Below are 26,212 nucleotides of genomic sequence, written 5' to 3' on the forward strand. Positions count from 1 at the left end.
CGAGAGAAGCCCGCGTATACGTGGCACGATCGAACAGTGGTGGTCGAAGCAGGCGCAGATTTCCTACAACTACACGATTCCGTACTCGAAAAACTGGGACGGAACATCGTGGACGGGACCGTGCCCGCAGGAACCAGGATTTCAGCGGACGACGTTGCGACCCGGTTCGAGGTATCGCGAACGGTCGTACGCGAAGTCGTTCGCGTCCTCGAGTCTCTCGGACTCCTCACCGTTCGTCGCCGAGTCGGCATCACCGTGCTCGACTCCTCACAGTGGAATTCGCTCGATCCACTGGTGATCAGATGGCAACTGGCCGGACCCAACCGCGCAGCCCAACTCGCGATCCTCAGCGAATTGCGTTCGGGAATCGAGCCTTTGGCGGCGCGGCTCGCCGCGCAGCGGGCGACACCCGAACAGTGCGGACAGCTGACTGCGGCAGTGATCGGAATGTCCGCGACCTCCCGTGCCGCGAACTCCGACGCCTACCTGGCCCACGATTCCGACTTTCACCGCACTCTTCTTGCCGCATCCGGCAATCCGATGCTGCGTTCGATGTCCGAGATCGTCGTCGAGGTACTGGCCGGGCGTACCCGTCATGCGCTGATGCCGCATCAAGCCGATCCCGAGGCCATTCGCCTGCACGGCGTCGTCGCATCTTCGATTCAGGCAGGTGACGCGCACGCGGCCGAACGGGCGATGGAACAAATCGTCGCCGAATCGTCCACAGCGATGACCGCTACCTCCGCGACTTCTACTTCGACAGAATCAGACCGGACGTAGGAACGCCGGTACCTGCCGTCACGAGGACGTTCTCCACGTCGGGTACCTGGTTCACCGAGGTTCCACGAATCTGCCTGACGCCCTCGGCGATTCCGTTCATGCCGTGGATGTACGCCTCCCCCAACTGTCCTCCGTGGGTGTTGAGGGGCAATCTACCGCCGAGTTCGATGGCGCCGTCGGAGACGAAATCCTTGGCCTCTCCCGGGCCACAGAACCCTAATTCCTCCAACTGCATCAGCACGAATGGCGTGAAGTGGTCGTACAGAACCGCCGTCTGCATGTCCGACGGAGTCAGACCGGACTGCGCCCACAGCTGATCTCCGACGAGTCCCATTTCCGGCAGACCCGTCAGTGCGTCGCGGTAGTAGCTGGTCATGATGTACTGATCTGGCCCACTTCCTTGCGCTGCCGCGGTGATGACGGCCGCCGGATTGGGAAGGTCCTTTGCACGCTCGGCACTCGTCACGACGAGTGCGATGCCACCGTCGGATTCCTGGCAGCAGTCCAGCAGGTGCAGCGGTTCGGCGATCCACCGCGAATTCTGGTGGTCCTCCAACGTGATCGGCTTACCGTAGAAGAACGCGGCCGGGTTGTTGGCGGCATGCTTGCGGTCCGCGACAGCAACTCTGCCGAAATCCTCGCTCGTAGCGCCGTAGACGTGCATGTATCGTCGGGCGACCATCGCGACGAAGGACGCCGGGGTACCGAGACCGTGCGGGTAGGACCAACCGGCGTCGATGCCGGACGACGTCGGTGCGGCTGCAAGATGTGACGCCACCTGCCCGAACCGCGCGCCTGAGCGCTCGTTGAACGCCCGATACGCGACTACGACATCGGCGACGCCCGTTGCGACGGCCATCGCGGCCTGCTGGATCGTCGCGCACGCCGCACCGCCGCCGTAGTGAATACGGCTGAAAAAGGTGAGATTGGGGATGCCGACTGCTCGCGCAACAGCTGTTTCGGTGTTGGTGTCCATAGTGAACGACGTAAGTCCGTCGACGTCGTTCGGCGTGAGGCCCGCGTCGTCCAGAGCGGCGGTCACGGCCTCGGCTGCGAGCCGAAGTTCGCTCCGCCCGGAGTCTTTCGAGAAATCCGTTGCCCCGATGCCGACGATCGCCGCTTCTCTGGAAAATCCGCTCATACCAGCCTCACCGTCGCCGTGATGTGATCCCCGAGAGAGTCCGTGCCGCGAACGTCCACGGTGACCTCACCGTCCTGCACCCGCGACACGATCCCCGTCAGTGTCAGCGTGTCGTAGGCGTACCACGGCACACCGAGTTTCAACGCGATCGATCGCAACACCACGGACGGACCGGCCCAGTCGGTGACGAATCGCTGTACGAGCCCGGTGTCGGTGAGAATGTTGACGAAGATATCCTTCGATCCTCGCTGGACTGCCTTGTCCCGGTCGTGGTGCACATCTTGAAAATCTCTGGTGGCCAACGCCGTCGACACCACGAACGTCGGATCGGCAGTGATCTGCAACTCGGGGAGAACATCTCCGACGGCGGCGATCATTTCACGACCTTCCACGCCGGTAACGTCAGATCGTCGTCGATACGCACGAACTCGACCTGCACGGGTAGTCCGACGGCTACCTCGGCCGGATCCACACCTCGTAGTTCTCCGAGCATCCGGACTCCTTCGTCGAGTTCGACGAGCGCAACCACGAACGGCAACGTTCGTCCCGGAACCTTCGGTGCATGGTGAACGACGTAGCTGAACACGCTGCCCGTTCCGACGGAAACGCAATAGTCGATGGGTTTGTTCTTGTCCTGCCAGATCGCCGGTATCGGCGGGTGTCGGAGTGAACCGTCCTGTACCCGTTGAATTCTGAGCTCACCGACCTTGGTTCCTTCCCAGAAGAACTCGGTCTCCTGCGAAGCCACTGGTCGGATCTGTTCGGCTGGAACTACTTTCGCGACAGGTGCGAACTTCAGTACCCGGAAGAGCATCTCGGCGACTGCCTCCTCGCCCACATACCAGGTGTTGTGCACCGTCACGAACCAGCCGATGCCGAGGCCCGTCTTCTTCGGCCCCACTACGTCACCGAGGCGGGCCGTCAAAGTCACCTCTTCCCCGAGCTGCAGGTACCGGTGATACGTCTGCTCGCAGTTGGTGGCAACGATCGATGTGAAGCCGGCCTCGTCGAGGATCTCCATGATCTGACCGAGCGGGTCGTCCGCAGCGCGAGTCCTGTGCAGACCGCCCATCGTCCAAACCTGCGCCATCGCTGGCGGCGCGACGACGCCAGGGTGCCCGGCCGCTTCGGCTGCGGCGGCGTCGACATAGATGGGATTGGTGTCGCCGATGGCTTCGACCCAGTTGTTGATCATCGGCTGGTTGACGGGATCGCGGCCTGGCTTCGGCGCGCTGTCACCCGCCGCGGCAATGCGTTCGGCCGCCTCGGCGATCGACTCGCTCACCGGATCACCCTCGGCAACCCGAGACCGGAGGTGGCGATGAGTTCACGCATGACTTCGTTCACACCACCGCCGAAGGTAATGACGAGATTGCGTTTGACCTGCTTGTCGAGCCAGTCCATCAGTTTTGCGGTATCGGGGTCCGCCGGGTTTCCGTGCCGCCCGACCATTCCCTCCGCGATTCGACCGACCCGCTGAATACGCTCGGTTGCAAACACTTTCGTAGCCGAGGCATCCGCAATGTCCACCGAATCGGCAGTACTCGATGCCACCTGCCAGTTCAATAGTTCGTTGATGCGGAACGTTGCCTGGATCTCACCGAGGACGCGCTGCACATCGGATTCACCCAGCAGCGAGTGATGCTCGGCCCAACTACGCAACCGCACGTACAGACCGGCGATTCGTCCGGCAGGCCCGAGCATCACCCGCTCGTGGTTGAGCTGAGTGGTGATGAGTCGCCACCCGGCGTTCTCCTCCCCGACCACCATGTCGACGGGAACTCGCACGTCGTTGTAGTACGTGGCGTTGACGTGATGAGCGCCGTCGCACGTGATGATCGGAGTCCACGAGTAGCCAGGATCGCTGGTGTCGACGATGAGCATCGAAATGCCACGGTGACGTGAATCCGGTGCGCCGGTGCGCACTGCCAACCAGACGTAGTCCGCGTCGTGCCCACCCGTGGTGAAGATCTTCTGCCCGTTGACGACGTACTCGTCGCCGTGCCGAACCGCTGTCGTGCGTAGCGAGGCGAGGTCGGTACCCGCCTCGGGCTCGGTGTAACCGATGGCGAAATGGACGTCGCCCGCGAGAATTGCCGTGAGGAACTTGGCCTTCTGGGCCTCGGTACCGTATTTCTGCAGCGTCGGACCGACGGTTTGGAGCGTCACGGCCGGTAGCGGAATATCGGCTCTGGCAGCTTCGTTCACGAAGATCGACTGTTCGAGGTCACCGAAGCCATGGCCGCCGAATTCCTTCGGCCATCCGACTCCGAGCCACCCGTCGCGGCCCATCGTCTTGATGATCTTGCGGTAAGTCTCACCGTGCCGCTCGGTCATCATGATGTCGGCGTCGTGCTCGTCGACGAGGTCGGCGAAGTAGTGACGCAGTTCCGCTTGAAGTTTCAGTTGGTCTTCGGTCAATTCGACGAACACGCTGCCCCCACTAAGTCGAGTCGGTAGGACGAACCTCCGACGAGTCGGGCGAGATCCTTTGCCGCCGAGTAATAGCGGTGCATCGGGTAGGTGACATCGACGCCGATGCCCCCGTGCAGGTGATGACACATCTGCATCGCCGCAGGTAGTTCGGCGGCGATCCAGTAGGCCAGGACGTCGGTGTCATCGGCTTCTCGCCGTTGCGACGCCTGCCACACCGCAGATACCGCGGCCACGTGGATCGTTCGGGCTGTGACATAGACGTCGGCGATCTCGCCTGCGACCGCTTGGAACGTCGCCAGCGGTTTTCCGAACTGATGCCTGCTTCCCAGATGGGAGGCCGTCAACTCGGCAGCTCCCGCGGCAAGTCCGTCGGCGACAGCACCGATGGCCGCCAGCGCGATCCGGTACAGGCTTGTGACGTCGCCAGCGATGAATTGGCCAGGTGCCGAATCGAATTCGACGAAGTACTCCGGGTCGCCGGACGACGATGGCGTGCGGGTGAGCCGAACGCCGTCACTCTTCGGGTCGACCAGGACGATTCCTGCCGAAGTCGGCACCAGGATTCGGTAGGACTGTTCTGCGTACGGAACGGCGATCTTCGTACCCGTGACGCGCATGTGGTCACCGTCGGGCGTGCTCGTCGTCGAGGGATTCGACGGGAACGGACGCCCAGGTTCGGCGAGGGCAGCAGTGAGGATCGATCCCGGCGGCATGCGTCCATCGACTGCATCCGGCGCAAGCATGGCCAGCGGGACGATACCGAAGCCGATGGTCGCAAGTGCAGGACCGACCGCGCCGGCATGCGCAAGTTCGGTGAGCACGGTCGCGGCCTCAGGGAGACCGAGACCGTCGCCGCCTGCCGACTCGGGCAACAACATCGTGAGCAGTCCTGCGTCCCAGAGCGAGGCCCACAGGTCCGAGGGCTCGCGCGCCAGTAGTCCGGAGACCATCTCAGCGATGGTCGTCTGGGTCGAATCTCGTGTGAAGTCCACGCCTGATCACCTATCGACGGGAGAACCAGCATTGGTAGAACGTGTTCTATTTTTAACACCTTCGGGCGACAATCACCAGACCCACCCCGCTACCGTGGCAGCCCCAAGATCCGCTCGGCAGCAACCGTCAGCAGAATCTGCGTCGTTCCGCCTGCGATCGACAGACATCTCGTCAGCAGCATTTCCTTGGCGAGCGAACCTTCCACCGCCCCGACGGGTCCCGCCGCTTCCAACGCGAACTCGGCAAGATCCTGACGATGACGGACGCCGACCAGCTTGCGCACGCTCGATTCCGCACCCGGATCCTGCCCGCCGAGCCTCCGCAGCGTCGCGCGGAATTCGAGCAGCGAACCGACGAGCCCGTCGGCAATGAGCCCGCCGAGTCGATCCGCCACACTCGCATCGTCGACCGTCGTCACGACGACGTCCTCGAGCGCAGACCCAAGCGTGGAGCCGTTGCTCATCGCGACGCGCTCGTTTGCGAGGGTAGTCCGCGCGAGCTTCCACCCGTCGTTCTCGCGCCCGACGAGAGAGTCGTCGGGGACGAAGACGCCGTCGAGAAACACCTCGTTGAACACCGCGTCACCGGTGATCTCGCGAAGTGGCTCGATACGGATTCCCGGCGAGGCCATGTCGAGGAGGAAGTAGCTGATCCCCTTGTGCTTCGGGGCGTCGCGGTCGGTTCGGGCCAGGCAGATCGCCCAGTCCGCTTCTCGCGCGAGCGACGTCCAGATCTTGTGTCCCTGCAGCGTCCATCCGCCGTCGACCTTCTTCGCCGTGGTCCGTAGCGAGGCCAGATCCGAGCCCGCTTCCGGTTCACTGAAGAGCTGGCACCACGTGATGTCGCCTCGCAATGTCGGACCAGCGAAGCGCTCGATCTGCTCCTCGGTGCCGTGTTCGAGGATCGTCGGGACTGCCCACCAACCGATCACCAGATCCGGCGGCGTCAAGCCCACGCGATGGAGTTCCTCGGCGTAGAGCAGCTGCTCCGCGGCACTCGCATCGCGCCCGTGCGGCCTCGGCCAGTGCGCGGCGCCCAGTCCCGACGACGCGAGAGCCCCACGAGGGTCTTCGGACGCGACGATCGCCCCGACTTCGTCTCGGGTCTTCGCGCGCAGCTCCTCCGCCGCACCCAGATCGACGGAAAGGGTCCTGCGGATGCCCGTGCGTGTCAGATCGGTGACGCGTGTGCGCCACCGCCTCGCGCCACCGAGCAATTGCCGCACAGCGAGCGCCCGTCGCAGGTAGAGGTGCGCGTCGTGCTCCCAGGTGAAGCCGATTCCGCCCAGGATCTGAATGCAATCCTTGGCGGTGTCGACGGCGGCATCCAGCGCGATCGCACCCGCAACTGCCGCTGACAGTGAAAATTCCCCGGATGCGCTGTCCGCTGCCACCGCGGCGTCCCACGCCGCTGCCCGCGTCTTCTCGACGCGACACAACATGTCGGCAGCGAGATGTTTGACGGCCTGAAAGCTCCCGATGGGCGCGCCGAACTGCTCGCGGAACTTCGCATGCTCGACCGCGGTCCGCAGACACCATCCAGCGATGCCTGCGGCTTCGGCGGCCGCGAGGGTGACCGCCAGGTCGTGTACGTACTGCGTCGACACGTTCTCGAACACGGCCTCGGCCGGGATTCGAACCGACTCGAGCGACACCCGCGCGAGCGGAACCGTCCGGTCCACTCCGAGAACTGATTCGATCTTCAGTCCTGGGGTATCCGCGGCAACGATGCACCAGACTTGCTCACCACCCCGATTGACCGGCAATAGAACCGCGACGCCGTCGGCTCCACCGAAGGCCAGTTCGACGCTGCCGTCGACGATCAGTGAGTTCTCACCCTCTCGGGCCTCGGGAACTGCACCGGACAGGACCACGGCAACGGGAGTGCGCCCATCGCAGATATCTGCGGCCGATCGATGCTTGCCGAGGACGATCGCAGCCAGGACCGTCCCGAGGACCGGCCCACCCACGAGACCTGCGCCCGTCTCCTCCAGCATGGCGGCAAGGTCCGCCGTGGTGCCGCCCGCACCGCCCGCGCTGTCCGGCACCGCTACGGAGAACACCCCGAGATCGGCGAGCGCCTGCCAGTGGCTTCGCCATCCGGACTGCTCGTCGGCGCGTAGGGTTCCGATCGGATCGGCCGAAGAGACCCACGATCGAATCGATTGCTGGACGTCGTGTTGGTCCTCGGTCGTGGCAATTGTCACAATGGTTTCCCCAGGTCTCGTGATGACTTTTCCATCTAGAACGTGTTCTAATACGCTAGCTGGTCACGAGTCAAGGTGCGAAGGAAAACGTCAATGACCTCATCATCCAGGTCGGGCGCAGTGAGCCCTTCCGACAAGAACGGATCGGGCGATCTGACGCCACTCCGTCCGGTCGGCGTGCTCACGGACGACGATCTCAGCTCCAACGCACAGCGCGAACGCCGCAAGCGAATCCTCGATTCGACGCTCGCGCTCGCATCCAAGGGCGGGTACGAAGCCGTCCAGATGCGTGCCGTCGCCGAGCGCGCCGATGTGGCCGTCGGAACCCTGTATCGCTACTTTCCGTCGAAGGTGCATCTACTGGTATCGGCCCTGGCTCGCGAATTCGAGAAGATCGATTCCCGCCGCAAACTTCCCCCCGGCCAGACGCCGCAAGAGCGCATGCACCTGATCCTCGGGCAGATCACACGGGCCATGCAACGTGACCCGCTTCTCACCGAAGCGATGACGCGCGCCTTCATGTTCGCCGACGCGTCCGCCGCCGCCGAGGTCGATCAAGTCGGGCGCCTGATGGACCGATTGTTCGCCAAGGCGATGAGCGACGGTGAGCCGACGGAGTTGCAGCTCAGTATCGCTCGCGTCATCAGCGATGTGTGGCTGTCGAATCTAGTGGCATGGTTGACCCGGCGATCCTCCGCCACAGATGTGGCAGCGCGACTCGAACTGACCGTCGACCTTCTGCTCGGAGACTCCAAGGCTCTCGACTAGCCAAGCAATGTCCGAGTAGGCGGTTGTGCCTTGATCGCCTAGATTCGTTCACGTGACTGCACTGGATCTGCCGCTGGAACTTCGCCGCGCCCTCATCGGCGTTGCCCGGACCCCTCGATTGCTCGTCACTTCCGACTACGACGGCACGATGGCACCCATCGTGTCCGATCCGTTGAAGGCGTTTCCGCACCCCGAAGCCGTGAGCGCAATGCGCGGTCTCGCCACTCTCGCCGGGACGACCGCCGCTGTCATCTCCGGTCGAGCACTGCGCGACCTGGCAACACTGTCCCGTCTTCCTGCCGAAGTACAGCTCGTCGGCAGCCACGGCAGCGAATTCGACGTGGGCTTCATTCACGCCATCGACGACGAGGCCAAGAGGCTCCTGCACGACATCGCCGCCGATATGGAGTCGATCGCTGCTCGCTGCCCGGGCGTGACCGTCGAGGTCAAACCAGCGAGTGCGGCCCTGCACGTGCGCAACGCCGAACCCAGCGATGCCGAACGCGCCCTCGACGCGGTCCGAAACGGCGTTGCCCTGCGCGACGGCGTGCAGGTCACCGAGGGAAAATCGGTCATCGAGCTTGCCGTCATCGTCACCGACAAGGGCGTCGCCCTCGACATCCTTCGCCACCAGGAAGGGGCGACAGCGGCGGTCTTCTTCGGCGACGACGTCACCGACGAAAAGGCCTTCGCTCGGCTCCACGGCCCCGACATCGGCGTCAAGGTCGGCTCCGGCGACAGCGCGGCCGAGTTCCGCATCGACAGCACCGCACAGGTCGCTCTCGCCCTCGCGTTCCTCCTCGAGGAGCGTCGCCAATGGCTGTCCGGGGCAGACGCCCCGCGTATCGAGCGGTTGACCATGTTGGCAAGTCCCAACGCCGTCGCGCTCGTGACTCCCGACGCGAACGTGACTTGGCTCTGCCACCCCGAACCCGACTCGGCGGCAATATTCGCGCATCTCCTCGGCGGCAACGAAGCCGGCCATTTCAGCGTCGGACCCACCCGTGCGGCCCTGCCGCTCAGCCAGCAGTACGTCGACGGCACCATGACCGTGCAGACCAAATGGTCGAGCCTGCAGGTCACCGATTATCTGCCACACGACGTGCCTAGCGGCCAGACATCGCTGACCCGCGTCATCACCGGTAAAGCAACCGCCGTCGTGACATTCGCGCCGAGGCCCGAGTTCGGCAAGGTCTGGGTTCGCCTCGAACCCGAGAACGACGGTCTGCGCATCTACGGCACCGCGGATCCGATGGTGCTCCGCAGTCCGGGTGTGCGGTGGAACATCGTGTCCGACGGCGCGCAGCAGACCGCACACGCCGAAGTCGACCCGTCCGCAGGACCCATCGTTCTCGAATTACGGCTCGGCAGCGAAGATCTCGAACCTTCCGCGGTTCCGGAGGCAGAACGACGCCAGCGCGCCGAGGCCTACTGGAAGGACTGGGTCGACGGCCTGACCCTGCCACCGCTCAAGCGCGATCTGATGAAGCGGTCGGCGTTGACGCTACGTGGTTTGGTGCACTCCGATTCGGGTTCGATCATGGCTGCGGCCACCACCTCTCTGCCGGAGGAGATCGGCGGCGTCCGCAACTGGGACTACCGCTACTGCTGGCTACGAGACGCCGCACTGACCGCGTCCGCGCTGGTGAATCTCGGCTCGACAGCGGAAGCCGAGAACTACCTTTCCTGGATTCACGGTGTGCTGCAGTCGGTTCCGGGCCCCGAGCGCCTGCATCCGCTGTACACCATTTGGGGTCTTGGGCTGCCGCCGGAAGCCGTCATCGACGAGCTTCCCGGTTATGCCGGATCCCGGCCGGTACGCGTCGGAAACGCCGCGAACCAGCAGGTGCAGCTCGACGTGTTCGGACCGATCGTCGACCTCATCTCCTCCCTGTCGCACGCCCGCGAGGCAAAGGGGTTGCACGGGAAAGAAGCACTGTCCGAGAACGATTGGTCGCTCGTCCGGTCGATGGTCGAGGCCGTCGAGCGTCGCTGGTCGGAGCCCGATCACGGCATCTGGGAAATCCGCGGCAACCCACGTCACCACGTCTACTCCAAGGTGATGGGGTGGATGACCATCGACCGCGCCCTCACCCTCGCGTCCACATTCGATCGCGAGACCGAACCCAGCTGGGAGACACTGCGTTCGACGATTCGAGCCGAGGTCCTCGAGCAGGGCTGGAACGAAGAGGTCCAGTCCTACACCGCCGCATACGACGGCTCCGACCTCGACGCCGCGACACTCCACATCGGGCTTTCCGGGCTGATCGACGCGTCGGATCCGCGGTTCGCCGCGACGGTCACCGCCACGGAAGCAGAGCTACGCAGCGGATCGACGGTATACCGCTACCACCACGACGACGGATTGCCCGGCGGCGAAGGCGGCTTCCACCTATGCGCCGCGTGGCTCGTCGAGGCATACCTACTGACCGGGCAACGTTCCGAAGCTGAAGCTCTGTTCACCCAACTCGTCAGCGCTGCCGGACCGACCGGCCTCCTCAGCGAGGAGTACGACCCCGTCGCAGAGCGGTCCCTCGGCAACCATCCGCAGGCCTACAGTCACCTCGGACTGCTGCGGTGTGCGGCGTTGCTGAGCTGATCCTTCGCCCGCCTGTTTTTCGCCCGCCCGCCCACCCACCATCGCTTGAATGGTCCATCCATACGATCAGATAGCTGGGAAGGTCCATTCAAGCGAACCGGCCGCCCACCCACCATCGCTTGGATGGTCCATCCATACGATCAGATAGCTGGGAAGGTCCATTCAAGCGATGGTGGGCGGGCAAACCGGGCCGGGCAAACCGGACGGCGGCGAACGTCAGGCCGGTGGCGGCCCAGCGGTACGCCCCTTGAACAGCTCGGTGGGCATGAATTCGGTCGATACGACGCCGGATCTGGAGGTGGACATCAGCAGCGCACCCGCCCGTCGCCCCTTTTCCTCGGCATCCTGACGGACGGTGGTGAGGTTGTCCCGGATGGCGTCTTCGACACCGTCGAATCCGGTGACCGTGAGCTGACCGGGTACATCGATGCCGGTGACCTTCGCGAAGTTGAGTGCTCCCAGCGCGAGGACGTCGGTGGTGCACAGCAAGGCGGTGGTGTCGCGATTGGCCTGCAACGCCTGCGCAGCTGCCGAGTGACCGGAACGCATGGTGTGTTCGAACCGTTCGACGACGGTCAACGAGTCCGGGTCGAGTCCGGCGTCGACCATCGCTTCCTTGACTCCCGCGATTCGCTCACGTTGAACGTGGAAGTGACTGTCCGCCAGTCTCGCTGGGGGTACGACGCCGTCGCGACGGTCGCGCCCCAATCGCATGCACAGAACGGCGATGTGCTCGTGGCCGAGCGCTATGACCTGTTCGGCGAGGAGCTTCATCGCGGCGCGGTCGTCGATCGCGACGAGTGCAGCCTCGGGCACGCCCCGCGGTTGGTCGCAGATGACGATCGGCAGGTGTCGTTCGCGGACCGCCAGCAAGTAGGGATCGTCGTCGGCGACGGAGTAGACGACGAACGCATCGACACCTGCCTGTTGGACGACGGCTGCGGCTGCGGTGTCTTCGCGATCCGGACCAGCAGGAATGAGCAACAGTCCTTGCCCGGCTGCCTCGCACGACTCGGCGAGGCCGGCGAGGAACGCCATCGCGGCAGGATCCCGGAACGAGTAGCTGAGAGCCTCGGTCAGCACGAGTCCGACCGCACCTGCCTTGCGTGTGCGCAGCGAACGCGCCACCGGATCCGGGCCCGCATAGCCGCGCCGCTTCGCCGCCATGAGCACGCGTTCGCGCAGCTCAGGGGACAGCTGGTCGGGACGGTTGTACGCGTTCGACACCGTAGTGCGAGACACCTTCAACTCGGCCGCGATGGACGCCAACGTAGCCGGGCGCCGCGGCTCCCTCGACCTGGACATACCCGGACGTTAGTCGCAAACCAGGTTCCAGCGAAAATCGGCCCGATTCGATACTGAGCACCCGACTCGCTAGAGTACAACGGTAACGGTTTCCAATTGCATTAATTTGCCGCTCGAGGAGCTTCCCAATGCGTCGTACCACCACAGCGCTCGTCGGACTGTCCTGCGCCGCCGCTCTGACTCTGAGCGCATGCAGTTCGGACGCCGAGACTCCGACCACCTCGGCTCCTGCCACCGCCGCCGACGGGCCGATCACCATCGTCGCGTCGACGAACGTCTGGGGCAGTGTCGCCGAAGCCGTCGCCGGAAACCTGGCCACCGTCGAGTCGATCATCGCCGACCCTTCGGCCGATCCGCACTCGTACGAGGCATCACCCGGTGACGCCGCCAAGGTCGCCGAAGCATCGCTCGTGGTCTACAACGGCGGCGGATACGACGAGTTCATCACCGACATCCTGAGCTCGGAAGGCAAGGATGTGCCGTCGGTGAACGCGTTCGAACTGCTCGATTCCGACCATGCACACGAAGAGTCCGAGAACACGGCCCACGAGTCCGCCGACGGTCACAGCCACGGTGAGGTCAACGAGCATGTCTGGTACAACGTCGAAACCGCTGCTGCCACAGCAGAATCCATCGCAGACAAGCTGGGGCAGCTCGACCCCGAGAACGCTGCGCAGTACACCACCAACGCAGAGGCATTCCACGAGCAGGTTCACGCAATCACCGACGTGACGGCCAAGATCGCCGCCGACCACCCCGCGGTGCCGGTGGCGCAGACAGAGCCGATCGCGCACTACCTCATCGAGGAGTCCGGTCTCGACGACAAGACCCCCGAGGACTTCAAGGACGCCATCGAGGAAGGCACCGATCCGTCGCCCGCGTCGATCGCAGCCACCCGTGACTTGTTCACGTCCAACTCCGTCGAGGCATTGATCTACAACATCCAGACCCAGGACGCGGTCACGCAAGACATCCGTTCGACCGCCGAAGCAGCCGGCATTCCCGTCGTCGAGGTCACCGAGACACTCCCAGAGGGTCAGACCTACATCGAATGGCAAACCAAGGCGGCTCAGGATCTCGATGCCGCGCTGAGTGCATCCTGACTGGGCGTAGGCTCGCCGGCCCTGGAAAGCTATAGCGCATGTCTGCTGTAGAACTGCGTGACGCCGGGCTGGCGTTCGGCGAGCGTACGCTCTGGCAGAACCTCGATCTCACCGTCCAGCCCGGAGAATTCGTTGCCGTCCTCGGCCCGAACGGTTCCGGCAAGACATCGCTGCTGAAGGTCTTGCTCGGCCAGAACCACCTCACTTCCGGTACCGCGGCGATCGCCGGTGCGTCGGTACATCGCGGCCAATCCGGGGTCGGTTACATACCCCAGCAACGCAGTATCGACGACGATCTCCCTTTGCGCGGGCGGGATCTCGTCGGCCTCGGGTGGGACGGTCACCGGTGGGGCATCGGATTCCGCGGGATGCGGGAACGCAGGCGCATCGTCCAGCACGCGATCGACCAGGTGGGCGCAAATTCTTTCGCCGGAGCACCTGTCGGCACCATGTCCGGCGGTGAACAGCAGCGGTTGCGTATCGCGCAGGCACTCGTCGGAGACCCGTCGGTACTGCTGTGTGACGAGCCTCTGCTCAGCCTCGATCTCGCCAACCAGAGGCTGGTGTCCGAACTGATCGATCGACGACGCCGGGAGCACGAAACCGCCGTCCTGTTCGTCACCCACGAGATCAATCCGATCCTCCCCCTCGTAGACCGTGTCGTCTACATCGTCGACGGAAAGTTCCGCATCGGCACGCCCAAAGAAGTCATGACCACCGAAGTGCTCTCCGAGTTGTACGGCACCGAGGTAGAGGTCCTCAGCGTCCGCGGCAGGCTCATCGTCGTCGGAACCGGAGATTCCATCGACGCACTGGGCACCGCGGGCGCGCACCATCCACCGACCGAGGATCCGCATTGAACGAGAAAGTGGTCGACGCGCTCTCCAATATGTTCGACTTCAGCACTACCGCGAACCTGTTGAGCTACGACTTCGTACAGCAAGCTCTCATCGCCGCTGTGATCCTCGGTCTGCTCGCCGGCGCGCTGGGACCCTTGATCGTCAGCCGCCAGTGGGCGTTCGCCGTCCACGGCTCGAGCGAACTATCCCTCACCGGAGCGTCAGCTGCACTGCTCGTCGGCATAACCGTCGGGCTCGGCGCGATCGTCGGATCGGTCGTCGCCGCAGTGATGTTTGCTCTGCTCGGCTCCAAAGCCCGGGACCGCGATTCGGTCATCGGCGTGATCATGTCCTTCGGACTCGGCCTTTCCGTCCTGTTCATCTGGCTCTACCCCGGACGTACCGGTACCAGCTTCGCCCTTCTCATCGGCCAGATCGTCGGCGTCGGGCAGAGCGGGCTGCAGCTACTGCTCGTCTGCGCGATCGTCGTTCTGATAGTGCTGGTCATCGTTTATCGTCCGTTGCTGTTCGCCAGCACCGATCCCGAAGTCGCGCTTGCACGCGGCGTCCCGGTTCGCGGCCTGTCCGTCGTGTTCGCCGTCCTGGTGGGCGTTGCTTGTGCCCTCGGAGTTCAGATCGTCGGCGCTCTGCTGGTCCTGTCACTACTGATCACTCCTGCTGCCGCAGCCGCCCGCGTGACCGCCAGCCCGCTGAAGGCGACGCTACTGTCTGTAGTCTTCGCCGAAACAGCCGCAGTCGGTGGCATCCTGCTCTCACTTGCTCCCGGGCTGCCGGTGTCGACCTTCGTCACGACGATCTCGTTCGTGATCTACCTGATCTGCCGGGCGGTCGGGTCTCGGCGCAAGGCGAACTCCGGTCGCACAATAACGGCCTAGACTGCCTGCAATGGCCTCCATCGACCTCAACTCGGACCTCGGCGAGAGCTTCGGTACCTGGACACTCGGCGACGACGACGCCATGCTGTCGATCGTCACCAGCGCCAACATCGCGTGTGGTTTCCACGCCGGTGACCCTCGAACGATCCTCGACACGTGCCGTGCGGCCGCCGACAATGCCGTACGCATCGGCGCCCAAGTCGGCTACCGTGATCTCGCCGGATTCGGACGGCGCTTCATCGACATGGATGCTGCCGATCTGATGGCCGACGTTCTGTACCAGATGGGCGCACTCGACGGTCTCGCGCAGGCCGCAGGATCGGCCATCGCCTACGTCAAACCGCATGGTGCGCTGTACAACGCCATCGTCACTCACCGAGAGCAAGCGCGTGCCGTCGTCGATGCCGTGCGCACCTACGACCCGACGCTTCCCGTGCTCGGCCTGCCCGGTTCGGTGTTTCTCGACGAAGCCCGCGACGCCGGACTTCGAACCGTCGCCGAAGCGTTCGCCGATCGCGCGTACACGGCGTCGGGCGAGCTGGTGCCCAGGCGATCCGAAGGTGCGGTACTGTCCGACCCGTCGACGGTCGCCGAGCGCGTCCTTCGGCTGGTTCGCGACGGCACCATCGAGGCGATCGACGGGTCGACAGTCGACGTCGATGCCGAGTCGGTGTGTGTGCACGGAGATTCTCCGGGCGCAGTCGACATGGCTTTTGCTATCCGAAAAATACTGTTCGACAACGATATCGATACCAAAGCATTCGTCTGATGATCGTCCATGACGCCGGGGACCGCGCACTTCTCGTCGAGTTTCCGGATCTGACCGAGACGATGGCCTTCTACCGCGCACTCGCCGACAGCACCATCGAGGACGTCGAGGACCTGGTTCCGGCGGCTCGTACAGTTCTCGTGCGGCACAACGGAAACCGTGATCGAGTTCTCACATGGGTGCGCGACACCGAACCTTCCGAAGCCACGACGGAGTTGACGGTCGAACCAATTGTCATTCCGGTCGTTTACGACGGCGACGATCTCCACGACGTCGCCGACGCTACTGGCCTGACCGTCGCCGAAGTGGTCAGCGCGCACTCGGAACAGACCTGGACGGTCGCGTTCGGCGGATTCGCGCCCGGATTCGGCTATCTCGTCGGCACCGATGCGCGCCTGCATGTTCCGCGGCGCACTAGACCTCGCACCACGGTGCCCGCCGGCGCAGTCGGTCTCGCGGGCGAGTTCTCCGGCGTCTATCCACGCAGTTCACCGGGAGGCTGGCAGCTGATCGGAAGCACCGATGCGCCATTGTGGGACGCACAACGCGATCCTCCGGCCATGCTTCGTCCGGGGGTCACGGTTCGGTTCGAAAAGCTATGAGCTCACTGCACGTTCTTGCCTCGGGACCACTGTGCACGGTGCAGGACAGAGGAAGGCCAGGATACTCGGCAATCGGCGTCGGCCGGAGCGGCGCAGCAGACGTTCGCGCGCATGACGCTGCAAACCGGTTGGTGGGCAACAGCATCGGGTGCGCAACTCTGGAATCCACTCTCGGTGGCCTCCGAGTCCGCGCGCACGGACGCGTCGTCGCGGCCGTGACCGGCGCTCCGAGCCCGGTCACGATCAACGGCGTCGCCGACGGCATGTACTGCACGATCGTCCTGGCCGACGGCGACGAATTGTTCATCGGCACTCCACTGTCCGGACTGCGGACCTATCTGGCGGTTCGAGGTGGCATCGGCGTCGAACCCGTGCTCGGTAGCAGATCCACGGACACCATGTCCGGGCTCGGGCCAGCGCCTGTTGCGGCAGGCGACAACTGCCCGGTGGGAGACGGATCTTCCGAATGGCCCGCCGAACACTGGGCACTGCCACCGGAGCGTCCGGGCGCCATCAGCGTCGTCCTCGGGCCCCGCGCCGACTGGTTCACCGACACCGAGAGTCTCTTCGCCCAGGACTGGGCGGTCACTGCCGACGCCGACCGTGTCGGGGTGCGACTCGACGGCGAAACTCCGCTGAAGCGAACGAGTTCGAAGGAATTGCCGAGCGAGGGAATGGTCGTCGGCGCGTTGCAAGTCCCCCCGGACGGCATGCCCGTCGTGTTCCTTGCCGACCATCCCGTCACCGGCGGCTACCCGGTCATCGGAGTGGTGCGCAGCTTCGACATACCGCTGCTGGGCCAGTTGCGGCCGGGCGATTCGGTGCGCTTCACGCTGCGCGACCTCGCGCCCGGATAACCAGTCGAACCCGCCACCGAGCGCTTAGCCCTCACTTCGAAGCAGCGACTGCCAACTGCGGGACCAACGCTTCGATGGCGTACGGCAGGCTCAACACGGTCCCCCAGGTGAGTGCACCCGACACGATCGGATCGTCGACGAATATGTCCCGCCCGTCCTTGGCGACGTCGAGCGCTTGATAGGTGGGCACCGCTCGGACCTGATCGCTCGTACCCGCGGTACTTCCGGTGTTCCACACCAACACGTCGAGATCGAGCATGCCCAGTTGTTCTGTACTTATCTCGAATGCATCCTTGTCGCCGGCAAGATCGGCTATCTGCTCAGGAATGACAAAACCCAAGGAGGTCAGCAACCGCGAGCGCTGATCGTTGGGCGACCGGACCCAGAACTTGCCTGGGTTGCCTGCCTCGACAACAGCCACGGTCTTGCCTTCGAACTCAGGATGGGCCTGGCGCTGTGCATCGAGTTCATCAGCGACGGAAGTGACCAGCTCGTCGGCCTTCTCTTGCTCGCCGAGCGATTCGCCAACAAGCCGAACGTTCTCCTGCCAGGGCATTCCGAAGTCGGGGTAGTCGGGCGATCCGGTCACGGTCGGAGCGATCTCGCTGAGGCGCGAGTACGCGTCGGTACTGACGTCGATGTACTGCGCCATGATCAAGTCCGGCGCAAGCGCAGCGATACCTTCGTAGTCGATGTTGGCCTGGCCGGTGAACTGGCCGCGGTTCAACACCACCGGATGCTGCTCTCCGAGAGCGTTCTGCGCCCAAGGCCACGTCGCGTCGGGGTAGTCGCCGTACCAATCGGTGACTCCGACGGGCACCTCGCCGAATGCGAGCAGCGTGTCCTGATCCGAGTAGCCGATGGTTACAACTCGTCCCGAATCGACGGGTACATCGGTGGTACCGAGCTTGTGCACGACGGAGCGTGTCTCGGTCGCCGCCGAGTCGTCGTCGGCGGAAGAACATGCACCGGCGCTCAGCAACAGCACTCCGGATGCGATAGAGGCAACGATCAATCGACCAATGGACACAACCAAACCTTTCGTCAGGTTCGGCTAACCTAACACCTTGTTCGAGGTTGTGAGCACTCGCCTCCAGTGGTGTGGTTAAGCGCCCGCCAGGGCACTTAACCACACCACTGGCGGGCGGAGCCGCCCCAAGAACTCAGCGCCTACGCTGCCTCGCTATGTCCGCGAGCACGACGCCGGCTGCCACCGAAGCGTTGAGCGATTCGACCGGGCCCGCCATGGGGATCGACAGAATCGAATCACAGGTTTCTCGGACCAGGCGGGACAGACCCTTGCCCTCGGACCCGACGACGACTGCCACCGGCCCACTTCCGTCGAACTCGTCGAGCGTGGTGTCGCCCTCCGCGTCGAGACCGACGATGGTGACGCCCTTGGTCTGCCAATCCTTCAGCGTACGAGTCAGATTGGTCGCTCTGGCGACGGGGAGCCGCGCAGCAGCACCGGCACTGGTACGCCAGGCCACGGCCGACACACTCGCGCTACGACGCTGCGGGATGACGACGCCGTGGCCACCGAACGCCGCGACCGACCGTACGACGGCACCGAGGTTTCGCGGATCGGTGATGTTGTCGAGAGCGACGAGGAGCGCTGGTTCCTGGTGGGTGCGAGCAGCGCTGATCAGGTCGTCGGGGTGCGCGTAGCGGTACGGCGGCACCTGCAGAGCCAGGCCCTGGTGAAGTCCGTTGGCGCTGAGTTTGTCCAGGTCCGATCGCGGAACTTCGAGGATCGAGATGCCCGCGTCGGCTGCACGCTGGACGCTTTCCTTGAGCCGCTCGTCGCTGTCGGTTCCGACTGCCACCCACAGAGCCGTCGCGGGCACGCCCGCGCGCAGGCACTCCACGACCGGGTTGCGCCCGAGTACGACCTCGGGGGCGTCGTCGTTCTTGCGGCTCGCGACGCGGCCGCCGCCCTGCCTACCACCGCTCTGATTCTGCGCGGACTTCTCCGCCATCTTCGCTCGACGGGATGCGGGATGCTTGGTCCTGGCCTCGGCCGGTGGCGTCGCACCGCGTCCTTCGAGACCCCTGCGACGATTGCCACCGGAGCCGGCGACCTGCCCCTTCTTTGTGCCGGTCTTTCGAACTGCGCCGCGCCTACTGGAATTGCCTGCCATCACTGCCCTGCTTCGTCGGTACTACTGGTTGCCCCGACGGACCAAACAGGTCCATTGGGGGTGTCTGTCACGTCTACTCCGGCCTTGGCGAGTCGATCCCTGATCGCATCCGCCGCTGGCCAGTCCTTGTCTATTTTCGCTTGCGCTCTACGCTGCAGCTCAGCATCGACCAATACACCGAGTGCGCCGACGACAGCGTCGTTGTCGCCGGAATCGGCGGCCCAGTGCGGATCGAGCGGGTCGACGCCGAGTATCGAAAGCATCGCCCGAACTTTCGACGCCCACTCGACGGCGCCGGTCAGATCGCCGCTTTCGAGCGCGTTGTTGCCTGCCTTGACGGTCGCGTGCACGGCAGCGAGAGCCTTCGGCACGCCGAGATCGTCGTTCAGGGCGTCGGCGAAGTCGTCGGTCCACGTACCGAGCGGAACCTCACCCGCACGTTCGACGGTTCTCCTCACGAAGCCTTCGATCCCACGGTACGTCACGGCTGCGGTCTGGAGTGCGGTGTCCGAGTACTCGAGCATCGACCGATAGTGCGCGCTTCCAAGATAGTATCGAAGCTCTTGCGGGCGAACGTTTTTGAGCACATTGGGCACGGAGAGAACGTTGCCGAGCGACTTCGACATCTTCTCACCGCCCATGGTGACCCACCCGTTGTGCAACCAGTACCGACTGAACCCGTCACCGGCCGCTTTGCTTTGGGCGCGTTCGTTCTCGTGGTGCGGGAACACCAGGTCCAAACCACCACAATGAATGTCGAATTCCGGACCGAGGTACGCCTTGCACATCGCGGAGCATTCGAGGTGCCATCCGGGTCGTCCACGTCCCCACGGCGTAGGCCACGACGGCTCCCCGGGCTTGGCAGCTTTCCACAGGGTGAAGTCTCGCGGATCCCGCTTGCCGAGAGCCGCGCTCTCTCCCTGATGAACGTCGTCGAGCTTGTGGCCCGACAGAGCGCCGTAGTCGGGGAAGCTCACGACGTCGAAGTAGACGTCGCCTTCCGAGGCGTAGGCATGGCCCGACTCGATGAGCTGTTCGATGAGCTCGACCATTTGCGTGACGTGACCGGTTGCGCGAGGCTCCGCCGACGGCGGCAGAACCGCGAGCTTGTCGTACGCCCACGTGAACGAACGCTCGAAGGTCGCGGCCCATTCCCACCACGGGCGTCCCGCGTCGCGGGCCTTGTTCAGAATCTTGTCGTCGATATCGGTCACGTTGCGGATGAACGCGACGTCGTAATCCTGGGCACTGAGCCAGCGACGCAGGACGTCGAACGCTACTCCGCTGCGCACGTGGCCGATGTGCGGCTCACCCTGCACTGTTGCCCCACATAGATACACCGATACATGGCCAGGGACCAAGGGGGAAAACTCCCGCAGGGCCCTCGTCTCGGTGTCGTACAAGTGAAGGGTCACGACCAGCAATGCTACCGGTGCTTTTACTCCGTCATGACAAGTGCAGTCGCGACAGCCGCGATTCCCTCGCCTCTGCCGGTCAACCCCAGACCGTCCGTAGTGGTTGCAGACACCGAAACCGGCGCACCGAGCACCGCCGACAGCGCTTCCTGTGCCTCGATCCGCCGTGGTCCGATCTTGGGACGATTGCCGATGATCTGCACCGCCGCGTTGCCGATGACGACCCCGTTCTCGGACAGCAATCGGCGCACCTCGGTCAGCATTGCAGCACCGCTGACGCCATCCCATTCGGGCCGTCCTGTGCCGAACACGGAGCCCAGGTCACCCAGGCCGGCCGCTGACAACAGAGCGTCGCACAGCGCATGGGAGGCGACGTCACCGTCCGAGTGGCCCTCCAGTCCGTCACTGCCCTCGAACAGCAGACCTGCCAGCCAACAGGGGCGGCCTGGCGCGATGGGATGGACGTCGGTGCCGATTCCAACCCTCATGAGGCCTCCCGAGCAATGATTGCCTCTGCAAGCAGCAGGTCGTGAGGCGTGGTGATCTTGAAAGCAAGTGCCTCGCCGACGATGGTGTGCACCGTCTCGCCGAGGCGTTCGACCAGACCGGCGTCGTCGGTAGCTGCGTCGGACGCTGCATCGTATGCGCGGCGAAGCAGGTCCGCGCGGAAACCCTGCGGCGTCTGTATCGCACGCAGAGTGCTTCGATCGGGCGTCCCGACAACGGCGCCCATGAAATCGACGGCCTTGACTGTGTCGGTGACAGGTAGAGCCGGTACGACGGCGCCGCGCCCGGCCTGCACTTCGGCCACCACGCGTGCGACGAGCGACGGCGGAGTGAGTGCGCGAGCTGCGTCATGGACGAGCACGATGCCCGCATCTTCGGCAGCAACCAGTCCCAGTCGAACCGAACCGGTCCGTTCGGATGCGCCCTCGACGACGGTCACATCGGATCCCAGGAGATCACGCGTGTGCTGCACCAGCTCGGCTGGCACGATCACAACGATGCGGTCGACGGCGCCCGATCGGATCAGGCCGTCGACCGAACGCTGCAGCAGGGATCGGTTTCCGATTTCGACGAAGGCCTTCGGTTCTCCACGCTGGAGACGAAGACCTCGGCCCGCCGCCGGAACGAGCGCGACGACGGGACCTGAGTTGGAACGTGCCACCGCTCAGGAAGCGGCAGCGAGAACTTCGTCGAGAATCGTGTCGGCCTTGGCCTCATCGGTTCCCTCGGCCAACGCCAGTTCACCGACGAGGATCTGACGTGCCTTGGCCAGCATGCGCTTCTCGCCTGCCGACAGACCACGATCCTGTTCACGGCGCCACAGGTCACGAACGACCTCGGCGACCTTGTTGACGTCACCGGAAGCAAGCTTTTCCAGATTCGCCTTGTAACGGCGAGACCAGTTGGTGGGCTCCTCGGTGTGCGGTGCGCGAAGCACCTGGAAGACCTTGTCCAGACCCTCTTGTCCGACCACATCGCGAACACCGACGTACTCGGCATTGTCTGCAGGAACTCGAACGGTGAGGTCGCCTTGTGCGACTTTGAGAACTAGGTACTCTCGTGGTTCACCCTTGATGGTGCGGGTTTCTATCGCTTCGATCAGCGCCGCTCCGTGATGGGGGTAAACGACGGTGTCTCCGACCTTGAAAATCATGTGTCCCGTGCCCCTTTCGATTTTCCCAGTTTACCACGCGCTCAGATCAACGGCGCAGGTCAGGGGCGCCGAGCCGTCTCCGTCGGGGTTGACACCGACGTCGGAACGTGTATCCGAAGGGTCCGCGAATGCAGTTCCAGGCTGTGGCGGAGGCAACACGAAACGCCGGTCAACACGCCGATGAGCGCCCGCGAACCACGTCGCGCGGCGTCCCCGAACCAGGTCGTCGAGAGCACGATCGGAAACCTCTTTACGCCCCAGCGATCCGCTGCTGCGAGTTGACTACTACTCTGCCTAGTGGACATGACGGATCGGCTGACCGACGCAGCCGCATCGCCCGCGCCCACTACACCGGCCACAACTGTAAGGACGACGACGTGACTGCGTTCATTGCTGCGACTGCGAACCGAAAGACCCGTCGATTGGCATCGGCACTCGCCATCGCGGCGGGCGGGGTGTTGGCACTGAGCTCGTGCGGTGCCGGGCAGATTTCACAAACGGCCACCCAGGTCGCCGCGGTCAACGGAAACTTCGCCGATGTCGGCGACATCTCGCTGCGCAACGTCCACGTCGTGTACCCGCAGACGGAGGAGTACTCCATCGAGCCGGGTGGCAAGGTCGAGCTCGGATTCATCGCCGTCAACAACAGCCCGGCGAACTCGGACACTCTCACCCGCATCTCGACTACAGCCGCTTCCTCGATCACCGTGGGCGAGGAGCCCGGCGGTACCGAGATCGCTCCGCTGACCGCTCTCGGTGCAGGCGCGCCGGTCGACAACGAGGCCGTGAACCCCGATATCCCGCTGCAGTTCGTCGTCGTGGAACTCAACGGCATCGGTGAAGAGGTCCGCCCCGGGCTCACGGTTCCGATCACCTTCACGTTCGAAGAGGCCGGAGACGTCGAACTGCTCGTACCGGTCGACGCCGGTCAGGTGCTGCCACGCGACGTCTCCGCGAAGTCGCCCATCGAGGCCGAGTTGCACGGCGAGGCGGAAGAGGCCGAGCACAGCATCATCGAAACTCAGGTCGAAGAAGCAACCGACGGCAACAACTGAGGTTTCCTGTCGGTAGCTGCATCTAGTCTTCCCGAGTGGTGAAAGCGAAGACCAACTACCGATGTTCGGCCTGCCAGCACACCGTGGGCAAGTGGGTCGGGCGATGTCCTGAGTGTGGCAGCTGGGGTTCTATGGACGAAGCTCCTGTCCTGGTTCCGGTCGCCAATCGCGCTGGGGCGTCAGGACTCGGCGCCGGAAATACCCGTTCGGCGATGGCGGCGATGATCCCGTCGTCTCCGGCCGCCGCGATCACTCAGGTCAGCAGCACGACCTCCCAGGCCAACTCCACCGGTATCCCCGAGTTCGACCGTGTGCTCGGCGGCGGACTCGTACCCGGCTCGGTTGTGTTGCTTGCCGGCGAACCGGGCGTCGGTAAGTCCACGCTGCTTCTCGAGGTCGTACACCGGTGGGCGCGCACCGGCGAGGACCGACGAGCCCTCTACGTCACCGGCGAGGAGTCCGCGGGGCAGGTGCGCCTACGCGCCGATCGCACCGGCGCCGTACACGAAAGAGTGTTTCTCGCCGCCGAATCCGACCTCGCGACGGTGTTCGGCCACGTCGAACAGGTCAAGCCGAGCCTGCTCATCGTCGACTCCGTGCAGACGATGCTCGCCGCCGATGTCGACGGGGTAATCGGCGGAGTCACCCAGGTGCGTGCGATCACCAGCGCCCTCACCTCTCTCGCCAAGACCACCGGCGTCGCAGTGCTTCTGATCGGTCACGTCACCAAGGACGGCGCCGTCGCCGGACCACGATCGCTCGAGCATCTGGTGGACGTTGTCCTGCACTTCGAAGGCGACAAACACTCGACACTGCGCATGATCCGAGGCGTCAAGAACCGCTTCGGCGCCTCCGACGAGGTCGGCTGCTTCGAACTGCGAGACACCGGCATCGAGGGCATCACCGACCCGTCGGGCCTGTTCCTGCACCACCGCACCGACGCGGTACCGGGAACCGCCGTCACCGTCACGATGGACGGCAAGCGGCCTCTTCTGGCCGAAGTCCAGGCACTCGTCGTCGACACTCACATGCCTTCTCCCCGTCGCGCCGTCAGTGGGCTCGACGCCGCGCGCGTCGCGATGATCCTCGCCGTGCTCGAACGGCGTTGTGGAATGAAGATCGCCAAGAGCGAGGTCTACGCGGCCACGGTCGGCGGGATGAAGACCAGCGAACCTGCCGCCGACCTGGCATTGGCTGCCGCAGTGGCGTCGGCGGTAACCGACGTGCCCGTTCCCCCCGGCTTCGTCATCCTGGGTGAGGTCGGCCTCGCCGGCGAAGTGCGTCGAGTCTCCGGTCTCGGTCGTCGGCTCGCTGAGGCTGCCCGCCTCGGTTTCACTCATGCCATCACCCCGGAACACGACGACCCGATCCCACCGGGGATGAAGGTCAAGACCGTCACGAACCTCGGCGACGCACTGAATTCGGTGCGAACGCGTTCTCGGTGATTCGGCTCCAGTAACCTCTACCGCGAGGGCGAAATCCGCAGGCATGCAATCGCAGCAACTCCGAAGCGACGAGGGGATGATCATGGACGACACAACACGCGGCGAGTCCTCCTCCCCCGCCCTACGAGAGACCATTGCCCGATTGGCGCCCGGTACGGCCCTGCGAGACGGGTTGGAGCGCATACTGCGTGGTCGCACAGGCGGACTCATCGTTCTCGGATACGACGACGAAGTCGAGGCCATCTGCGACGGCGGATTCGAACTCGATGTCGAGTTCGCCCCGACGCGCCTGCGGGAGCTGTCGAAGATGGACGGGGCCGTCGTGCTCTCGACCGACGGCAAGCGCATCGTGCGCTCCAACGTGCAACTCGTTCCCGATCACAAGATCCCGACTGTGGAGTCGGGCACCCGCCACCGGGCGGCCGAGCGCACCGCAATGCAGACCGGCTACCCCGTCGTCTCGGTTAGCCAGTCGATGAGCATCGTCAGCGTGTACGTCGCCGGGGTCAGACATGTCGTCGAAGGCTCGGCGACAATTCAATCCAGAGCAAACCAGGCCGTCGCAACGCTCGAACGGTACAAGGCTCGTCTCGACGACAACACCCGTCAATTGTCGGTCGTGGAGATCGAGGACTTCGTGACGCTACGAGACGCCCTCACCGTCGCACAGCGGCTCGAGATGGTACGACGCGTATCCGTGGAGATCGAACAGAACGTTCTCGAACTCGGCACCGACGGTAGGCAATTGGCGCTTCAACTCGAAGAATTACTCGGTGACAACGACGTCGACCGTCAGCTGGTCGTCCGTGACTACCTCGCAGGCACCGAACCTGCAGGCACGGCAGCAGTGGAGCGGGCGCTCGGCGCGCTGGACAAACTCACCGACGTCGACCTGCTGGACTTGACCACGCTCGCACGGGCATTCGGTTATCCCGCAACGATCGAGGCACTCGACACTCCCATGAGTCCACGGGGATACCGAGTCCTGACGCGCGTGCCTCGGCTGCAGTTCAGCCAAATCCACCGTCTCGTAGCATCTTTCGGCACTTTGCAGGGACTCTTGGCGGCAACTGCCGCAGACCTGCAGTCCGTCGAAGGCATCGGCGGACTGTGGGCCCGACATATCAGAGAAGGCCTGTCCCGGCTGGCCGAGTCCTCGATCGCCGGGCCGTTCGACTGACGGCCGCTATTCCTGACGGCCG

General features: G+C 64.3%; 25 protein-coding genes. 12 read left to right on the forward strand and 13 right to left on the reverse strand.

Translation table 11 applies throughout. The features are described 5' to 3' along the window. Positions 1 to 36: 36 nt before the first annotated feature. Entirely contained in the window at positions 37 to 780 is a 744-nt protein-coding gene (locus WDS16_RS18810) for a FadR/GntR family transcriptional regulator (protein ID WP_338886730.1), read from the forward strand. Here the strand turns inward: WDS16_RS18810 and WDS16_RS18815 are convergent. The 6 genes from WDS16_RS18815 to WDS16_RS18840 all read right to left on the reverse strand — a co-directional run bounded on the left by WDS16_RS18815 (position 752) and on the right by WDS16_RS18840 (position 7,556). Continuing rightward, complete coding sequence (locus WDS16_RS18815) at positions 752 to 1,921, reverse strand: lipid-transfer protein (protein WP_338886732.1); 1,170 nt, start codon at positions 1,919 to 1,921, stop codon at positions 752 to 754. The two genes, WDS16_RS18810 and WDS16_RS18815, sit on opposite strands and share 29 nt — an antisense overlap. Next, positions 1,918 to 2,295, reverse strand: a complete 378-nt coding sequence (locus WDS16_RS18820) for a MaoC family dehydratase (protein ID WP_338893533.1) — start codon at positions 2,293 to 2,295, stop codon at positions 1,918 to 1,920. Before WDS16_RS18820 ends, WDS16_RS18815 begins: the two co-directional genes overlap by 4 nt. Continuing rightward, positions 2,295 to 3,206, reverse strand: coding sequence for a bifunctional MaoC family dehydratase N-terminal/OB-fold nucleic acid binding domain-containing protein (locus WDS16_RS18825; protein ID WP_338886734.1), 912 nt, complete (start codon positions 3,204 to 3,206; stop codon positions 2,295 to 2,297). The genes WDS16_RS18820 and WDS16_RS18825 overlap by 1 nt, the downstream gene beginning before the upstream one ends. Continuing rightward, the gene (locus WDS16_RS18830) at positions 3,203 to 4,354 is read right to left on the reverse strand and encodes an acyl-CoA dehydrogenase family protein (RefSeq protein ID WP_338886736.1); all 1,152 of its coding nucleotides are present in this window, start codon (positions 4,352 to 4,354) and stop codon (positions 3,203 to 3,205) included. Before WDS16_RS18830 ends, WDS16_RS18825 begins: the two co-directional genes overlap by 4 nt. Next, the gene (locus WDS16_RS18835) at positions 4,339 to 5,349 is read right to left on the reverse strand and encodes an acyl-CoA dehydrogenase family protein (RefSeq protein ID WP_338886738.1); all 1,011 of its coding nucleotides are present in this window, start codon (positions 5,347 to 5,349) and stop codon (positions 4,339 to 4,341) included. Before WDS16_RS18835 ends, WDS16_RS18830 begins: the two co-directional genes overlap by 16 nt. Before the next feature lie 89 nt (positions 5,350 to 5,438). Further along, on the reverse strand, positions 5,439 to 7,556 hold the full coding sequence (locus WDS16_RS18840) for an acyl-CoA dehydrogenase (RefSeq protein WP_338886739.1): 2,118 nt from the start codon (positions 7,554 to 7,556) through the stop codon (positions 5,439 to 5,441). Between the two features lie 93 nt (positions 7,557 to 7,649). On the opposite strand from WDS16_RS18840, the gene kstR reads away from it, so the two are divergent. After that, on the forward strand, positions 7,650 to 8,324 hold the full coding sequence (gene kstR, locus WDS16_RS18845) for a cholesterol catabolism transcriptional regulator KstR (RefSeq protein WP_338886741.1): 675 nt from the start codon (positions 7,650 to 7,652) through the stop codon (positions 8,322 to 8,324). 52 nt (positions 8,325 to 8,376) lie between these two features. Further along, complete coding sequence (gene otsB / locus WDS16_RS18850) at positions 8,377 to 10,923, forward strand: trehalose-phosphatase (protein ID WP_338886743.1); 2,547 nt, start codon at positions 8,377 to 8,379, stop codon at positions 10,921 to 10,923. A 216-nt stretch (positions 10,924 to 11,139) separates the two neighbouring features. Here the strand turns inward: otsB and WDS16_RS18855 are convergent, their stop codons facing one another. Further along, positions 11,140 to 12,228, reverse strand: a complete 1,089-nt coding sequence (locus WDS16_RS18855; RefSeq protein ID WP_338886744.1) for a LacI family DNA-binding transcriptional regulator — start codon at positions 12,226 to 12,228, stop codon at positions 11,140 to 11,142. Between the two features lie 128 nt (positions 12,229 to 12,356). Here WDS16_RS18855 and WDS16_RS18860 point away from each other — a divergent pair, with 128 nt between their 5' ends. The 6 genes from WDS16_RS18860 to WDS16_RS18885 are packed head-to-tail and all read left to right on the forward strand — an operon-like array spanning position 12,357 to position 17,294. After that, positions 12,357 to 13,331, forward strand: a complete 975-nt coding sequence (locus tag WDS16_RS18860; protein ID WP_338886745.1) for a metal ABC transporter solute-binding protein, Zn/Mn family — start codon at positions 12,357 to 12,359, stop codon at positions 13,329 to 13,331. Positions 13,332 to 13,369: 38 nt separating this feature from the next. Then, positions 13,370 to 14,191 carry a metal ABC transporter ATP-binding protein gene (locus WDS16_RS18865; RefSeq protein ID WP_338886746.1) on the forward strand — a complete coding sequence of 274 codons (822 nt, stop codon included), beginning with the start codon at positions 13,370 to 13,372 and terminating at the stop codon, positions 14,189 to 14,191. Positions 14,192 to 14,220: 29 nt separating this feature from the next. Next, complete coding sequence (locus tag WDS16_RS18870; RefSeq protein ID WP_422395844.1) at positions 14,221 to 15,066, forward strand: metal ABC transporter permease; 846 nt, start codon at positions 14,221 to 14,223, stop codon at positions 15,064 to 15,066. Between the two features lie 10 nt (positions 15,067 to 15,076). Next, complete coding sequence (locus tag WDS16_RS18875) at positions 15,077 to 15,835, forward strand: 5-oxoprolinase subunit PxpA (protein ID WP_338886749.1); 759 nt, start codon at positions 15,077 to 15,079, stop codon at positions 15,833 to 15,835. Next, positions 15,835 to 16,437: an allophanate hydrolase subunit 1 gene (locus WDS16_RS18880; RefSeq protein WP_338886751.1), complete on the forward strand. Its 603-nt coding sequence runs from the start codon at positions 15,835 to 15,837 to the stop codon at positions 16,435 to 16,437. Before WDS16_RS18875 ends, WDS16_RS18880 begins: the two co-directional genes overlap by 1 nt. Continuing rightward, the gene (locus WDS16_RS18885; RefSeq protein WP_338886753.1) at positions 16,434 to 17,294 is read left to right on the forward strand and encodes a biotin-dependent carboxyltransferase family protein; all 861 of its coding nucleotides are present in this window, start codon (positions 16,434 to 16,436) and stop codon (positions 17,292 to 17,294) included. The genes WDS16_RS18880 and WDS16_RS18885 overlap by 4 nt, the downstream gene beginning before the upstream one ends. Before the next feature lie 31 nt (positions 17,295 to 17,325). Here the strand turns inward: WDS16_RS18885 and WDS16_RS18890 are convergent, their stop codons facing one another. The 6 genes from WDS16_RS18890 to carD all read right to left on the reverse strand — a co-directional run bounded on the left by WDS16_RS18890 (position 17,326) and on the right by carD (position 22,510). Continuing rightward, positions 17,326 to 18,324, reverse strand: a complete 999-nt coding sequence (locus WDS16_RS18890; protein WP_338886755.1) for an iron-siderophore ABC transporter substrate-binding protein — start codon at positions 18,322 to 18,324, stop codon at positions 17,326 to 17,328. Between the two features lie 133 nt (positions 18,325 to 18,457). Continuing rightward, the gene (gene rlmB, locus WDS16_RS18895; protein WP_068376846.1) at positions 18,458 to 19,435 is read right to left on the reverse strand and encodes a 23S rRNA (guanosine(2251)-2'-O)-methyltransferase RlmB; all 978 of its coding nucleotides are present in this window, start codon (positions 19,433 to 19,435) and stop codon (positions 18,458 to 18,460) included. Then, on the reverse strand, positions 19,435 to 20,850 hold the full coding sequence (gene cysS / locus WDS16_RS18900) for a cysteine--tRNA ligase (RefSeq protein ID WP_338886757.1): 1,416 nt from the start codon (positions 20,848 to 20,850) through the stop codon (positions 19,435 to 19,437). The genes rlmB and cysS overlap by 1 nt, the downstream gene beginning before the upstream one ends. Before the next feature lie 23 nt (positions 20,851 to 20,873). Further along, positions 20,874 to 21,338 carry a 2-C-methyl-D-erythritol 2,4-cyclodiphosphate synthase gene (gene ispF, locus WDS16_RS18905; RefSeq protein ID WP_338886758.1) on the reverse strand — a complete coding sequence of 155 codons (465 nt, stop codon included), beginning with the start codon at positions 21,336 to 21,338 and terminating at the stop codon, positions 20,874 to 20,876. Beyond that, entirely contained in the window at positions 21,335 to 22,018 is a 684-nt protein-coding gene (gene ispD, locus WDS16_RS18910; protein ID WP_338886760.1) for a 2-C-methyl-D-erythritol 4-phosphate cytidylyltransferase, read from the reverse strand. Before ispD ends, ispF begins: the two co-directional genes overlap by 4 nt. A gap of 3 nt (positions 22,019 to 22,021) precedes the next feature. After that, a complete protein-coding gene (carD, locus tag WDS16_RS18915; protein ID WP_068376833.1) occupies positions 22,022 to 22,510 on the reverse strand; it encodes an RNA polymerase-binding transcription factor CarD in 489 nt (162 codons plus the stop codon). 377 nt (positions 22,511 to 22,887) lie between these two features. Here carD and WDS16_RS18920 point away from each other — a divergent pair, with 377 nt between their 5' ends. The 3 genes from WDS16_RS18920 to disA all read left to right on the forward strand — a co-directional run bounded on the left by WDS16_RS18920 (position 22,888) and on the right by disA (position 26,190). Further along, entirely contained in the window at positions 22,888 to 23,565 is a 678-nt protein-coding gene (locus WDS16_RS18920) for a hypothetical protein (protein ID WP_338886764.1), read from the forward strand. Positions 23,566 to 23,600: 35 nt separating this feature from the next. Beyond that, the gene (gene radA / locus WDS16_RS18925) at positions 23,601 to 25,010 is read left to right on the forward strand and encodes a DNA repair protein RadA (RefSeq protein WP_338886766.1); all 1,410 of its coding nucleotides are present in this window, start codon (positions 23,601 to 23,603) and stop codon (positions 25,008 to 25,010) included. Between the two features lie 82 nt (positions 25,011 to 25,092). Further along, positions 25,093 to 26,190, forward strand: a complete 1,098-nt coding sequence (gene disA / locus WDS16_RS18930) for a DNA integrity scanning diadenylate cyclase DisA (RefSeq protein WP_338886768.1) — start codon at positions 25,093 to 25,095, stop codon at positions 26,188 to 26,190. Positions 26,191 to 26,212: the final 22 nt, after the last annotated feature.

The organism is Rhodococcus sovatensis, from assembly GCF_037327425.1.
GTDB lineage: Bacteria > Actinomycetota > Actinomycetes > Mycobacteriales > Mycobacteriaceae > Rhodococcoides > Rhodococcoides sovatense.